At 74.7% G+C, this 13425-nt stretch carries 11 protein-coding genes; 6 read left to right on the top strand and 5 right to left on the bottom strand.

Translation table 11 applies throughout. The annotated features are described in order from the left end of the window. Positions 1 to 34: 34 nt before the first annotated feature. Positions 35 to 1105: a mannose-1-phosphate guanylyltransferase gene (locus FGE12_RS27365; protein WP_153869578.1), complete on the bottom strand. Its 1071-nt coding sequence runs from the start codon at positions 1103 to 1105 to the stop codon at positions 35 to 37. Between the two features lie 134 nt (positions 1106 to 1239). Between FGE12_RS27365 and FGE12_RS27360 the strand changes: the two genes are divergently transcribed. Further along, positions 1240 to 3993: a GDSL-type esterase/lipase family protein gene (locus FGE12_RS27360; RefSeq protein ID WP_153869577.1), complete on the top strand. Its 2754-nt coding sequence runs from the start codon at positions 1240 to 1242 to the stop codon at positions 3991 to 3993. Beyond that, positions 3990 to 5408 carry an MBOAT family protein gene (locus FGE12_RS27355; protein WP_194798333.1) on the top strand — a complete coding sequence of 473 codons (1419 nt, stop codon included), beginning with the start codon at positions 3990 to 3992 and terminating at the stop codon, positions 5406 to 5408. Before FGE12_RS27360 ends, FGE12_RS27355 begins: the two co-directional genes overlap by 4 nt. 5 nt (positions 5409 to 5413) lie before the next feature. On the opposite strand, the gene FGE12_RS30145 is transcribed toward FGE12_RS27355, so the two are convergent. Together FGE12_RS30145 and FGE12_RS27345 are read right to left on the bottom strand one after the other, a co-directional pair. Continuing rightward, positions 5414 to 6346 (bottom strand): hypothetical protein, encoded by a 933-nt coding sequence (locus tag FGE12_RS30145; RefSeq protein ID WP_194798332.1) that lies wholly within the window; start codon positions 6344 to 6346, stop codon positions 5414 to 5416. 141 nt (positions 6347 to 6487) lie between these two features. Next, positions 6488 to 6808, bottom strand: coding sequence for a PilZ domain-containing protein (locus FGE12_RS27345; protein WP_153869576.1), 321 nt, complete (start codon positions 6806 to 6808; stop codon positions 6488 to 6490). 174 nt (positions 6809 to 6982) lie between these two features. Here FGE12_RS27345 and FGE12_RS27340 point away from each other — a divergent pair, with 174 nt between their 5' ends. The 3 genes from FGE12_RS27340 to FGE12_RS27330 all read left to right on the top strand — a co-directional run bounded on the left by FGE12_RS27340 (position 6983) and on the right by FGE12_RS27330 (position 9400). Further along, positions 6983 to 8290, top strand: coding sequence for a hydroxyacid-oxoacid transhydrogenase (locus FGE12_RS27340; RefSeq protein WP_153869575.1), 1308 nt, complete (start codon positions 6983 to 6985; stop codon positions 8288 to 8290). Positions 8291 to 8295: 5 nt separating this feature from the next. Next, positions 8296 to 8727: a thioesterase family protein gene (locus FGE12_RS27335; RefSeq protein ID WP_153869574.1), complete on the top strand. Its 432-nt coding sequence runs from the start codon at positions 8296 to 8298 to the stop codon at positions 8725 to 8727. A 112-nt stretch (positions 8728 to 8839) separates the two neighbouring features. Then, positions 8840 to 9400: a hypothetical protein gene (locus tag FGE12_RS27330; protein WP_153869573.1), complete on the top strand. Its 561-nt coding sequence runs from the start codon at positions 8840 to 8842 to the stop codon at positions 9398 to 9400. On the opposite strand, the gene FGE12_RS27325 is transcribed toward FGE12_RS27330, so the two are convergent. Both FGE12_RS27325 and FGE12_RS27320 read right to left on the bottom strand, forming a co-directional pair. Beyond that, on the bottom strand, positions 9397 to 11937 hold the full coding sequence (locus FGE12_RS27325; protein WP_194798331.1) for an FtsX-like permease family protein: 2541 nt from the start codon (positions 11935 to 11937) through the stop codon (positions 9397 to 9399). The two genes, FGE12_RS27330 and FGE12_RS27325, sit on opposite strands and share 4 nt — an antisense overlap. Continuing rightward, a complete protein-coding gene (locus FGE12_RS27320) occupies positions 11934 to 12671 on the bottom strand; it encodes an ABC transporter ATP-binding protein (protein ID WP_370459172.1) in 738 nt (245 codons plus the stop codon). Before FGE12_RS27320 ends, FGE12_RS27325 begins: the two co-directional genes overlap by 4 nt. Between FGE12_RS27320 and FGE12_RS27315 the strand changes: the two genes are divergently transcribed. After that, complete coding sequence (locus FGE12_RS27315) at positions 12670 to 13407, top strand: arylesterase (protein WP_228531154.1); 738 nt, start codon at positions 12670 to 12672, stop codon at positions 13405 to 13407. The genes FGE12_RS27320 and FGE12_RS27315 overlap by 2 nt on opposite strands. Positions 13408 to 13425: the final 18 nt, after the last annotated feature.

Genomic DNA, 13425 nt, shown 5'->3' with positions numbered 1-13425 from the left:
GGGGTGGGGGACCTTCTTCCCTCACGCCGCTCCTCTACAGGTACTTGTCCAGCTTGCGCGCCTTGAGCGCCTCGACGACCTGGCGCACGTCCTGGCTGCGGTTGCGCGGGACCACGAGCACCGCGTCGCCCGAGTCCACCACCACCGTGTCGGTGAGGCCCACCACCGCGAGGGGGCGCTTCTCGGCGAGCACCACGCAGCCCTTGCAGTCCACCAGCACCGCGCCCTCGCCGCTCACCACGTTGCCGCTCGCGTCCGCGGGGCGCACCTCGGGGATGGCGGCGAAGGAGCCCACGTCCGACCAGCCGAAGTCACCCGGCAGCACCGCGATGTTCGAGGCCTTCTCCATCACCCCGTAGTCGATGGACTGGCTGGGCAGCTTCGGGAACACCTTCTTCAGCACGCCCGCGTAGGTGCGCTTGCCCACGCTCTTGCGCAGCGCCTCCAGGCCCTTCTTCATCTCGGGCATGTGCTCGCCGAGCGCCTGCAGGATGGCGTCCGCGCGGAAGACGAAGATGCCGCCGTTCCACAGGTAGTCGCCGCTCTGGAGGTAGCCCTGCGCGGTGGCCAGGTCCGGCTTCTCGCGGAAGGCGCGCACGCGCTTGCCCGCGCCGCCCGGCGCGAGCGGCTCGCCCACCTGGATGTAGCCGTAGCCCGTCTCCGGGTGGTGCGGCTGGATGCCCAGCGTGACGAGGTGCCCGTCCTGCGCCACGTGCGCGGCCTCCTGCAGCGTCGCGCGGAAGGCGGCGGGGTCGGCGACGTGGTGGTCCGAGGGCAGCACCACCAGGATGCCGCGCGGGTCGCGCGCCGCCACGTGCAGCGCGGCGAGCGCGATGGCGGGCGCCGTGTTGCGCGCCACCGGCTCCACCAGCAGGTTCTGCTTCGGCAGGCCCTTCACCAGCTTGCTCGCGGCCTTGGCGTGCGGCGGGCCGCACACCACGAAGGTGTCCTTCACCGAGGCGAGCCCCTTGAGGCGGCCCACGGTGTCCGCGATGAGCGGCGCCTTGCTGGCGAGGGGGAGGAACTGCTTGGGGCGCGCCTTGCGCGAGAGGGGCCAGAAGCGCGTGCCGGAGCCGCCGGCCATGATGACGGGGTAGAGGGCCATGGTGAGGGGGCTTCTAGACTGGCCTCCCCGGGCCGCGTCAACGCCCGCGCGGCCTCCCTCCCTGCCTGCCCTCCGGGCGGGAGCCGGGCAGAAAAGGAGCCCGGGAAGGTGCGGGTGCTAGGCTGCGCGGCCGCTTGTCCTCGCCCCGCCTCCCCACCGGCGCCACCCTGGCCCTCACCGCGGCGCTCGCGCTGGGGCTGAGCCTGGCGCCGCTCCCCGACGCCCTCCGCCCCCTGCCGCAGCTCGCGCGCGGGCCGCTCGCCCCCGGGCTGCTCGCGCTGCTGCGGCCGGCGCGCCGGGGCGCGGACCGCCCGCCGCCGCCCGCGCAGCCCCTGGACGCGGAGCCGAGCGAGGAGGCCGAGCCCGCGCTCGCCGAGGCCGCGCTCACCGGAGCCGCCCCCGCCCCACCTCCGCTGGACGCGAGGCAGCTGCACGCGCTCGCGGGCGACGCGGAGCAGGGCCTGGGTGAGGCCACGCGCGCGAAGGCGGCGGCGCTCGAGGCGCTGCGCGCGCAGCTGGGCGCCGCGCACGTGGAGCTGGAGCCGGGCTGCCGGCGGGCGGGGGCCACGGCGGGCTCGTGCGAGGAGGAGGCGCTCGCGCCCTTCTTCGCGGCCCTGCGCGCGCTGGACACGGGGGGCGCGCAGGCGCCCGTGCGGGTGGTGCACCTGGGCGACTCGCTCGTGGCCTCGGACCACATCACGGACCTCTTGCGCGCGCGGCTGCAGGAGCGCCACGGCTCGGGCGGCGCGGGGCTGCTCTTCATCGACCGGCCGCAGAAGAGCGGGCGCGGCGTGCGCGCGGGCACGGCGAGCGCGGGCTTCCAGGTGACGCGCCTCACGGACCTGGAGGTGCCGCCGGGCCAGGCGGGGCTGCTGGGCGTCACCTTCTCCACGGCCGCGGGCGCGAGCGAGACGGCGCGCTTCGACGCCGCGGGCGCGCGCGTGGCCGAGCTCTTCTTCCTCGCGCAGCCGGGTGGCGGCAGCGTGCAGGTGTCGGTGGACGGGCGGGTGCTGCAGCGGGTGCAGACGCGCTTCGAGCGCGCGCAGCCCGCGTTCGCGCGCCTGAGCCTTCCGGCCGGCGCGCGCGAGCTGCTGCTGCGCACGCAGGGAAAGGTGGAGCTGCACGGGGTGAGCCTCGAGCGCGGCGGGCCCGGCGTGGTCTACGACACGGTGGGGCTGGCCGGCGCGGACGCGCGCGTGTTCCTGCGCGCGCAGGCCCCCGTGTTCCGCGCGGAGCTGCGCCGCCGCCACCCGTCCCTCGTGGTGCTGATGCTGGGGGGCAACGAGGCCTTCCGGCTCTCGCGCGGGTGGACGAGCGAGGTGGAGGTGCGCCGCGACGCGGACGCGCTCGCCCTGCGCGTGCGCGAGCAGGTGCCGGAGGCGGCCTGCCTCGTGGTGGGGCCGCTGGATGCGGCGGTGCGCACGCTGGGCGGCGAGCTGGTGGCGCGCAAGGGCACGGCCCCGGTGGCGCGCATCCTGCGCGAGGTGGCGCAGGCGCGCGGCTGCGCCTTCTGGGACGCGCAGGCGGCGATGGGCGGCGAGGGCGCGGCGGAGCGCTGGCTCGCGGCCGGGGTGCTGCACGAGGACCTGGTGCACCCGCGCGCCCGCGGCTCGGACCTGATGGGCCACCTGCTGGACTTCGCGCTCGCGCGCGCCTTCGCCCGCAGCCGCCCGCCCGATGCGGCCGTGGCAGCGGCGGTGCCGGACCCCGCGGGGCTGCACTTCCCCGAGGCGCTCGCGCGCACCTTCGCCGCCTGGCGCGCGCGCGAGGCCGGGGCCCCCGAGCGCCTCGCCATCGCGCAGCTGGGCGCGAGCCACACCGCGGCCCACTATTTCAGCGACCACCTGCGCGAGGTGCTCACCGCGCGCTTCGGCGAGCGCGGCCGCGGCTTCATCGCCGCGGGCAAGAGCTCGCCGCGCCTCGAGCGCGCGAAGGTCACGCGCGCGCTCTCCGAGGGCTGGACGGTGGAGGATGCGCTGGCCACGCCCGCGGCAGACCCCCAGACGAGCCGCGTGTGGGGCCTCACCGGCACGCGCGCGGTGGGCGCTCCCGAGGCCACCCTGCGCATCGCCTTCTGCGAGGGGTGCGCCGATGAGGCCGGGGCCCCCGCCGTGCCGGCGACCCTGCAGCTCTCCTGGGTGGCGGCGGCGGGCGGCAGCGTGCCGGAGCTGCTGGTGGACGGCGAGCGGGTGCCCCTGTCCGCAGGGCCCGCGCCGGCGGCGCCCGGCCTGCGCATCACCCAGCTGCCGGTGCAGGGCGCGGCGCACACGCTCGAGCTGCGCAACCCCGGCCCCGCGCCCCTCACCGTGCTGGGCGCGGCGCTGGAGCTGGAGCGCCCGGGCCTCGTCTACGACGCGCTGGGGCTGCCCAGCGCCACGGCCGCGACGCTCGCCTCCTTCGAGCCCGGGTCGCTCGCGCAGCAGCTCAAGGCGCGCCACCCCGGCCTGCTGGTGCTCTGGTACGGCACCAACGAGGCGAGCGCGCCGGCGCTGGATGCCGAGCGCTACCGCACCGAGTACGGGAAGCTCATCGCGCAGTTGCGCGAGGCCACGGGGGCGGAGTGCCTGCTCATCGGCCCCACGGACCGGCTCGCGGAGGGCGGCGGAGAGGCGCCCAGCCTCGCCACCGTGCTGCAGGTGCTGCCCGAGGTGGCGAGGGCGCAGGGCTGCGCGTACTGGAGCGCGCGCGCGGCGATGGGCGGCGAGCTGAGCATGGTGCGCTGGCAGCGCGCCGAGCCCGCGCTGGGGCTGCCGGACGGCGTGCACCTCACCCCCGTGGGCTACGAGCGGCTCGCGGACCTCTTCCTCGCGGACGTGCTCGCCGCGTATGCGCACGCGGGCACCTCGCCCGCCCAGCCGCGCGCCGTGGCGGAGGGACAGAAGCCGTGAGCCTGCAGAGCCTGCCCTTCCTCGTCTTCCTCGGGGCGAGCTTCGCCCTGTACTGGGCGGTGCACCGGGTGCGCTGGGCGCGCCTGGGCGTGCTGCTGCTCGCGAGCCTCGCCTTCTACGCGGTGTGGACGCCTCTGCCGCTGCTGCTGCTGGTCCCCTGCTGCGTGGTGGACCACCTGTGCGTGCGCGCGATGTCCGCCACGCAGCGCCCCGGGCTGCGGCGCGCGCTGATGGTGCTCGCGGTGGGCGTGAACCTCGCGGCGCTCTGCACCTTCAAGTACGGCGAGCTGTTCCGCGAGACGGCCGTGCGGCTGCTCTCGCCCCTGGGCGTGGGCGTGCGCACCGAGCCGCTGGGGCTGCTCTTGCCGCTGGGCCTCTCCTTCTTCTGCTTCCAGGCCATCAGCTACGTGGTGGACGTGTACCGCGGCGAGGCGAGCGGGCGGCACTCCTTCCCCGAGCACCTGCTCTACCTGCTCTTCTTCCCACGCGTCGTCGCCGGGCCCATCGTGCGCGCGAGGGACCTGCTCGAGCGCTTCCGGGAGACGCCCACCTTGAGCGCGGACGAGGGCGCACAGGCGCTGTTCCGCATCACGCTCGGGCTGGTGAAGAAGCTCGTGGTGGCGGACGTGCTGGGGGCGGGGCTGGTGGACAGCGTCTTCGCGAACCCCCACGGCTACACCTCCGCCGAGTGCCTCGTGGCGGCGGTGGCCTACAGCTTCGAGCTGTACTTCGACTTCAGCGGCTACTCGGACATGGCGCTGGGGGCCGCGGCCCTCTTCGGCTTCCGGCTGCCGGAGAACTTCGCCCGGCCCTACCTCGCGAAGAACCTCTTCGAGTTCTGGAACCGCTGGCACATGACCCTCAGCAGCTGGCTGCGCGACTACCTGTACCGCCCGATGGGCGGCAGCCGGGTGAGCCGCCCGCGCGTGCTCTTCAACCTGCTGGTGGTGATGGCGCTGGGCGGGCTGTGGCACGGCTCGGACTGGCGCTTCGCGGTGTGGGGCGGCGTGCACGGGCTCCTGCTGTGCCTCGTGCGCGTGTACGGGTGGGCGCGCGGGAAGCGTCCCGAGGCGCAGGGGATGCTCGCGGCCGTGCCAGGCATGCTGCTCACCTTCAGCGCCGTGGTGCTCACGCGCGTCGTGTTCCGCGCGCAGAGCCTCGCCGCCGCGGGCGACTTCTACCGGCAGCTGCTGCAGGGCACGGGCGGGCTCGCCAACGTGGGGCCCTGGGTGTGGGGGATGCTCGCGGTGGCGGCGCTGAGCCACGCGAGCCCGCTCTTGTGGCGCGTGAGGCTCTCGGAGGCCTTCGTGCGCCTGCCGGTGCCGCTGCGCGCGGTGGCGCTGGTCGCCGTGGGCCTGGGCATCCGCCACCTGGGCTCGGTGGAGACGCGGCCCTACGTGTACCTGAAGTTCTAGCGCCGCTACTGGAAGTTGCCCTGGCCCGTGTAGAGCTGCGCGCCCGCCGTGTAGCTGGGGAAGTCATCCACGTGCTGCTGGCCGTCCACCGCCGTCACGCGCACGGAGAAGGCCCCGAGGCCGATGCCGTCGTCGTCGTTGAAGGTGCCGTCCGTCTCGCGGCGCAGCGTCTGCCAGGTGGGGTTCTTGCTGCTCTTCACCTCGACCTTGCTGATGGGCAGCCGCGGGTTGCGCACCCAGAAGCTCGTCCAGTCCTGGTGGCTGCCGTTCTGGAACTGGTAGCGCATGGGCAGGCCCTCGGGGCACTTGGCCACCTGCCAGGTGATGTTGGGCGTGGGATTGGAGTCGCCCTGCGTGAGCTGCGTGTAGAGGGTGCGGCTCGTGTCCAGGTAGCCCTCGCCCGTGGTGTCGCCGTACGTCACCACGCGCCCCACCGCCGTCCTGCCCGCTGCGGTGGTGATGTACACGCACGCGTCGCAGAGGTTCGCGGTGTTGGGGATGAGGTTGCTCAGGCCCACCAGCAGCCCGCCCATGTCCTGCTGCACCTGCGCGGGGTACGGCGAGCACGCGTTGTAGAAGGAGCCCGTCCACTCCACCGGGCCCAGGTACAGCTTGCCCGAGTACACCTTGCCGAAGGGCTGCACGCCGCCGCCCGCCGGTGGCGGGGGAGTGCCAGCGTCCTGCCCTGTCGGCGGCGGCGTGCCGGCATCGGTGCCTGCGTCGCGCCCGGTGCCCGCGTCGCTGCCTGCGTCCTTGCCGCTGCCCGCATCGCTTCCGGCATCCGAGCCGGTGCCCGCGTCGCGGTTGACGTTGCCGCCGGGACGCTCGCTCCCGCTGAGGTCGTCGCCGCTGCTCACCGTGTCGCTGCCCTCACCGCACGCCGACACGGCGAGGAGGCAGACCAGGGCGGAGGGGATGGTGAGGGAGGGCAGTCGCATGGTGTGAGACCGTAACGACTCCGCGTGCGGGTGCCTTCCGCCGCGGCTCGCGCTCGGTCGGCGAGCAGACGGCAGGACGTCCGCGGATGTTGCGGCGCGAGCAGTGCCGGCCCGCGCGGGACGCTCCCGGTGCCGCAGCCCTCAGCGCACGCTGCGCGACACGGCCGCTGCCTGGTAGGCCTCGTAGTAGCCGTTGGCGATGCCGGTGAAGCGCACGCCGACGCGCCCGCGCAGGTTGAGCCGGGGCTCGCCCGCCTTCGCCCACATCACCTGCCCCGTGAAGGGGAACTCCTGCCCACCGAAGGGCAGCGTGCCGTGCACCGTGGTGCCCGGACGCGGAACGCGCAGCAACTCCGCCGCGAAGCCTCCGGGCGAGAGGTCCGCCGTGAAGAGCGGCCCTCCGTCCTGCAGCTGGAGGCGGAGGCGGCAGCGCAGGCGCGGCAGGTAGCGGCGGTTGCTCATGCGCTACATGCTCGCAGCAGGCTGTGGCGGCGCCAGTTTCCGGCCGTCCTGCCCCGGGTCCTGGCGCGCCCGTGCAGAGTGACGCGGCTTCGCCCGGCACCCTCCCAGAGGGAGAGGGAGGACACGGTGGGCCCCAGGTCCCATAGAGTGGTCTGGGTCGACCGGAGGATTGCGATGGACTGCTGCCACTACCACCCCGTGGGCGAGGGCTGCGACGGCGCCTTCACCATCGACGCCTCGCGCATCACCTTCGGCCGGGGCTGCCTCGCGGAGGCGGGCGACCGCGCCCGCGCGCTGGGGATGCGCCGCGTGGCGCTCTTCTCCGACGCGCGCGTGAGCGCCCTGCCCGCCTTCGAGGCCGTGCGCCGCGCACTGCAGGCCGCGGGGCTGGACGTCGTGACCTATACCGGGGTGCAGGTGGAGCCCACCGACCGCTCCTTCCTCGAGGCCGCGCGCTTCGCGGCGGAGGTGAAGCCGGACGGTTACGTGTCGCTCGGCGGCGGCTCGGTCATCGACACCTGCAAGGCGGCGAACCTCTACGCCACCCACCCCGCCGAGCTGCTCGCCTACGTGAACGCGCCCGTGGGCGAGGGGCGCGCGGTGCCCGGCCCACTGCGCCCGCACCTCGCCTGCCCCACCACCTCGGGCACCGGCAGCGAGGTCACCGGCATCGCCATCTTCGACCTGCTCTCGCTCGAGGCGAAGACGGGCATCGCCTCGCCCGCGCTGCGGCCCACCGAGGCGCTCATCGATCCAGACTGCACCTCGAGCCTTCCCGGCGAGGTGGTGGCGGCGAGCGGCCTGGACGTGCTGAGTCACGCCCTGGAGTCCTTCACCGCGCGCACCTACGTGCGCCGCCCCGCCCCCGCGCGCCCCACCCTGCGGCCCATGAGCCAGGGCGCGAACCCCTGGAGCGACCTCGGCTGCCGCGAGGCGCTGCGGCTGATGGGGCTCTACCTCGAGCGCGCAGTGAAGGACGCGCAGGACGCCGAGGCGCGCGAGCAGCTCATGTGGGCCTCCACGCTCGCGGGCATCGCCTTCGGCAACGCGGGCGTGCACGCGCCGCACGGCATGGCGTACGCGGTGGCGGGCCTGGTGCGCGACTTCCGCCCTGCGGGCTACCCGGCCGACGGGCCGATGGTTCCGCACGGGATGTCCGTCATCCTCAACGCGCCCGCCGTGTTCCGCTTCACCGCCGAGGCCTGCCCCGAGCGCCACCTCGAGGCGGCGCGCTGGCTGGGGGCGGACGCCCAGGGCGCGGGCACGGCGGAGGCGGGCGAGGTGCTCGCGCAGCGGCTCATGCACCTCATGCGCGCGGTGGGCATCCCCAACGGCCTGAGCGGCGTGGGCTACACGGCCGAGGACGTGGAGGCGCTCACCGCGGGCACCCTCCCGCAGCAGCGCCTGCTGCAGAACGCCCCGCGCCCGGTGGACGGCGCGGTGCTCGGCCGCCTCTTCCGGGCAGCGCTGCGCTACTGGTGAGCCCCATGAGCGACGCCGAGACCCCCGAGCGCTACCGCTACTTCCTGCCCATCACCACCCGGTGGATGGACAACGACACCTACGGCCACATCAACAACGTCACCTACTACAGCTACTTCGACACGGTCGCGAACCACTACCTCATCCACGAGGGGGGCCTCGACATCCACCAGGGCCCGGTCATCGGCCTGGTGGTGGAGTCGCACTGCAGCTACCGCGCGCCGCTCGCCTACCCGGACCAGCTGCGCGCAGGGCTGCGCGTGGACAAGCTGGGGCAGCGCTCGGTGACCTACGGCATCGCCCTCTTCAAGGAGGGCGAGACGCAGGCCGCGGCGCACGGCTACTTCGTGCACGTGTTCGTCGGGCGCGAGTCCCGCCGCGCCGTGCCCATCCCCGAGCCGCTGCGCGCAGCGCTCGAGCGACTGCTTCTGAGCTGAGCGCACGCAGGGCAGTTCCCGGTGAGCGCGGAGGCGGTAGAGTCCGCGCGTCCCGTGTACCGCCGGTGCGATCAGGGCCGGCACCGCAGCGGCGCAGGGGACGGACACCTGCATGCTCAGCGCTCTCCCTCTCGCGCTCCTCCTCGCATCGCTTCCGTTCACCGAGCCCGCCCCCCGCATCCACGAGAAACAGGCTGCGGCGCCGGACGTGCCGGTCGCCTTCCGCTATCAGCTGATCATCGGCCTGCTCGGCGTGGGCGGCGGCGTGCAGATCCCACTCGAGAACCAGCTCGCGCTCTCGCTCGAAGCGGGGATCGGCGTGCAGATGGGCCTGTTCAGCTTCCCGAAGGGGTCGAAGCAGGAGGGCCGCTCGACCGTCTTCAGCCCGGGCTACAGCGGCCCGGCTGCGGAGCTCGGGCATCTCTCGGCAGCCCTGCGCTTCGGCGGCGACCACCGGTGGGCGCTGGACGCGGGGCTGCGCCTCTCGGCGCCGGTCTGGCCCCAGGACGGCCTCCTGGGCGCGACCTTCATCGGCGCCTTCCTCCAGCCGAGCGTTGGCGTGGGTCCCCTGCGCTTCGCGACGACGTTCGCGGTGGGCCCCTTCCTCGGGCGCTGGAGCACGGACCAGTTCGGCTTCCAGTGGCTGCCCTTCACGGCGCTCGTGCTCTTCTAGCCCTGCAGCTCCCGCAGGGTGACGGACGGGGGCGCATCCAGCACGCGGCGCGTGGCGAAGAGCCCCGCGCCGAGCGCCGCGAGCATCCCGGCTGCGCCCCCTACCGCCGCCATCTTCCAGTCCGCCTCCCACGGAAGCTCGAGCACCCGCGTGGCGATGACGCCTGCGAGCACCGAGGCCGCGAGCGCCGCGGTCACTCCCGCGAGCAGCCCCAGCGCCGCGAACTCGGAGGCCTGCGCGAAGCGCAGCTGGCGCCGGCTGCCGCCCAGCACGCGCATCACCCCGCCCTCGAGCAGCCGCTCGTCCTGGCTCGCGCTCACCGCGGCCATCAGCACCAGCAGCCCTGCCGCGAGCGAGAACGCGAACACCGCCTGCACCACCGTGGACACCTGGTCCGCCGTCGCGCGCGCCTGGGCGAGCGCCGCCTCCACGTCGATGACCGAGAGGTTGGGGAAGCGCTGCACCAGCTCGGCGGTGAAGCGCGGGCGCTCGGCCGGCACGCGCACCGCCGTGATGTAGCTGGCGGGATAGCCCGCGAGCGCACCGGGCGAGGCCACGACGAAGAAGTTGGGCCGGAAGCTCTCCCAGTCCACCTTGCGCAGGGAGGTGACGGTGGCCTCGAAGCGCTGCCCCGCGATGTCGAAGGCCACGCGGTCCCCGAGCTTCCAGCCCAGTGACTTCGCGAAGCGCTCTTCCACCGAGACCTCGGGCCTCGCAGGCGGCTTGCGGTCCCAGAAGCGGCCCTCCGTCACCGTGTTGTCAGGGCGCAGCGCGTCCGCCATGGAGAGGTTGAACTCGCGGTCCACCCGCCGTTGCGCGCGCTGCTCCTCCTCGCTGCGCTCCGGGTCCTGCGGCTCTGCGGACTCCTGCGCGGGCGGCTTCACCGGCTCGCCGTTGTGCGCGACGAGGCGGCCGCGCACCATGGGGTAGAGCGTGGGCTCGGGGACTCCTTGCGCCGCGAGGAAGGCGTGCACCTGCGCGGCCTGGTCCTGCTGCACGTTGATGACGAAGCGGTTGGGGGCCTCGCGCGTGAGCGCGCGCTGCCAGCGGTCCAGGAGGCTCGTGCGCACGAAGGTGAGCAGCAAGAGCGCCATCAGCCCGAGGCCCAGCGCCGCCACCTGCGCCACGCTGCTGCCCGCGCGCCGGCTCACGTTGGCGAGCCCGTAGCGCAAGGAGCCGCGCAGCCGCCCGCGAAGCCTCCGCAGCACGTGGATGAGCGCCCAGGCGAGCGCTGCCAGCACCGCGAGCGTGGCCGCGATGCCGATGAGCATCGCCGCAGCGAGCTGCGCGGAGCCGGCCTGCCACCACAAGAGCGCCGCGAGGCCCCCCAGCGCCGCGAGCGCCACGAGCCACGCGCTGGGCTCGGTGGGGTCGAGGTCCCGCCGCAGCACGCGCAAGGGCGGCACCCGGCGCAGCGAGAGCACCGGCGGCGCTCCGAAGGCGAGCAGCACCACCAGCCCCACGCCGTAGCCGCGCAGCGCAGGCGCGAGTCCCGCCGCGGGCAGCGAGAGCCCCAGCGCGCGCTCGAGCAGGAGGCCCACGCCCCCCTGCAGCGCAAAGGCGAGCGCCACGCCCGCGCTGCAGGCGACGAGGCCCAGCAGCAGCAGCTCCCCCACGTACACGCCCACCAGCGTGCGCTGGCTCGCGCCGAGGCAGCGCATCACGGCTGCGCCCGACAGGTGGCGCTCGGCGTGGCGGCGCGCGGCCATGGCCACCGCCACCGCCGCGAGCACCACGGCCACCATCGCCGAGAGCCCGAGGAAGCGCCCCGCGCGGTCCAGCGTGGTGCGCACCTGGGGCTGCGCGTCGCGCGCCGTCTCCACGCGCTGCCCGCGCTGCAGCCCCGCGCGTGCGGCCGCGGTGAAGCGCGCCACGGCCTGCGGTTCCCCTGCCACCACCAGCCGGTAGCGGATGCGGCTGCCCTCCTGCACCAGCCCCGTGGCCTGCAGGTCCTCGAGGTTGAGGAACACCTTGGGCGCGAAGTCGAAGAGGTCGAGCGAGGCGTCCGGCTCCTGGGCCACCAGCGCGGTGAGCCGCAGTGGCAGGTCTCCGAGCACCAGCGTGTCGCCCACGTGCGCGCCCAGCGTCTCCGCGCCCGCGCGCCCCAGCCACACCGTGCCGCGCGCGGGGATGCCCGGCTCGCTGCGCTCGGGGCCCTTGGCGCTCTCCTGCAGGCGGAAGGCGCCTCGCAAGGGGAAGCCCGCGCCCAGGGCACGCAGCTCGCCGAGGCGCAGCGCGCCCTCCCGCCCCTCGACCCGCACCATGCTCTGCAGCTCGCGCGTCTCCGCGCTCTGCAGGCCGGGGGCCCGCGCCGCGTCGCGCAAGGGGCCCTCGAGGGGCGCGTCCGCGCGCAGCACCACGTCGCCGCCCAGCATCCGGTTCGCCTCGCGCGAGAGCGCACGCTCCGCCCGCTCGGTGACGAAGCCCACCGCGGAGATGGCCAGCACTGCGAGCACCACGGCGGCGAAGAGGATGCGCACCTCGCCTGCCCGCAGGTCGCGCCGCAGCTGGCGCCCCGCCATGCGCAGGGCCCTCACCGCGCGGGGCTCCCGTCGTGCACGAGCCGCCCGCCGTCCAGCCGCAGGAGCCGGCCGCAGCGGCGCGCGAGGTGCTCGTCGTGGGTGACGAGCACCAAGGTGGTGCCCGCGTCCGCATTCAGCGCGAAGAGCAGTGCGATGATGCTCTCGCCCGTGTGCGTGTCCAGGTTGCCGGTGGGCTCGTCCGCGAAGAGCAGCGCGGGCCGGGTGACGAAGGCGCGCGCGAGCGCCACCCGCTGCTGCTCGCCGCCGGACAGCTGGCGCGGGTAGTGCCCGAGGCGCTCTCCCAACCCCACCTTCTCCAGGATGGCGCGCGCCGGCGCCTCCACCTGCGCGTCCCCGCGCAGCTCCAGGGGGAGCATCACGTTCTCCAGCGCGGTGAGCGAGGGCAGCAGCTGGAAGCTCTGGAACACGAAGCCCACCTTCTCGCCGCGCACCCGGGCGCGCCCGTCCTCGTCCAGTGAGGACAGGGGCTCTCCGTCCAGGAGCACGCTGCCGTCGGTGGGCAGGTCCAGCCCCGCGACCAGGGACAGCAGGGTGCTCTTGCCCGAGCCCGAGGCGCCCACGATGGCCACCGTGTCCCCGTGCTCGATGCGAAAGCCCACGTCCTCCAGGATGGTGAGCGCGCCGCTCGGCAGGGGGACCCGCTTGCCCAGCCCGCGCACCTCGAGGGCCGGCACGTGCGCAGCGGGGACTCGCACGGGCGCGCCGGCGGTGGAGGTGTTATCGACCATGGACATGCTTCGATATGCAGGAAGACCGGGCGGTTCTCAACGTGCGTTCGCGCTGGGGCTGCTGCTGCTGCTCGCGGCGGCTGGCGCCCAGGCGGCCGAGCCCCAGCGCACGGTGCTGGTGTTCGGAGACTCGCTCTCCGCGGGCTACGGCCTCGCCGCCTCGGAGGGCTGGGTGGCGCTGACGGCCGAGCGCCTCGCGAAGGAGAAGCCCGGCTGGCGGCTCGTGAATGCGAGCGTCAGCGGTGAGACCACGGCAGGAGGTGCAGCGCGCATCGCCGCGGAGCTCGCGCGCACCCATCCGCAGGTGGTGGTGCTGGAGCTGGGCGGGAACGACGGCCTGCGCGGCCTGCCACTCGAGCAGATGCGCGCGAACCTGGACCGCATGGTGAAGGCGGCGAAGGGCGCGGGGGCGCGGGTGCTCCTGGTGGGCATCCGGCTGCCTCCGAACTTCGGCCGCGCCTTCACCGAGGGCTTCGCGCAGAACTACCAGACCGTGGCCCGGGACAACGGCGTGCCGCTGCTGCCCTTCCTCCTCGAGCCCATCGCGCAGGACCGCAGCGCCTTCCAGGCGGATGGCATCCACCCGGTGGCCGCCGCGCAGCCCAAGTTGCGCGACCATGTGTGGCCCGCGCTCGCGCCGCTCTTGGAGGCGCCTGCCGCGTCCGCGCCGGCGAAGAAGGGGAAGCCGGCTGCGCCCCGGACGGACTCGGCACCGGCAGGCGCTCCCGCGCAGTAGTGGGTGGCCGCAGGCCTC

Source organism: Aggregicoccus sp. 17bor-14, from assembly GCF_009659535.1.
Lineage (GTDB): Bacteria > Myxococcota > Myxococcia > Myxococcales > Myxococcaceae > Aggregicoccus.
Note: the sequence above shows the minus strand (reverse complement) of the source record. Positions and strands in the feature narration are given on the sequence as shown.

Excerpts from the sequence above, each read along its gene's own strand:
- FGE12_RS27345 (WP_153869576.1), bottom strand. The coding sequence starts at position 6,808 with ATGAGCAACCGCCGCTACCTGCCGCGCCTGCGCTGCCGCCTCCGCCTC.
- FGE12_RS27330 (WP_153869573.1), top strand. The coding sequence starts at position 8,840 with ATGCTCAGCGCTCTCCCTCTCGCGCTCCTCCTCGCATCGCTTCCGTTC.
- FGE12_RS27315 (WP_228531154.1), top strand. The coding sequence starts at position 12,670 with ATGGACATGCTTCGATATGCAGGAAGACCGGGCGGTTCTCAACGTGCG.
- FGE12_RS27340 (WP_153869575.1), top strand. The coding sequence starts at position 6,983 with ATGGACTGCTGCCACTACCACCCCGTGGGCGAGGGCTGCGACGGCGCC.
- FGE12_RS27335 (WP_153869574.1), top strand. The coding sequence starts at position 8,296 with ATGAGCGACGCCGAGACCCCCGAGCGCTACCGCTACTTCCTGCCCATC.
- FGE12_RS30145 (WP_194798332.1), bottom strand. The coding sequence starts at position 6,346 with ATGCGACTGCCCTCCCTCACCATCCCCTCCGCCCTGGTCTGCCTCCTC.
- FGE12_RS27365 (WP_153869578.1), bottom strand. The coding sequence starts at position 1,105 with ATGGCCCTCTACCCCGTCATCATGGCCGGCGGCTCCGGCACGCGCTTC.
- FGE12_RS27320 (WP_370459172.1), bottom strand. The coding sequence starts at position 12,671 with ATGGTCGATAACACCTCCACCGCCGGCGCGCCCGTGCGAGTCCCCGCT.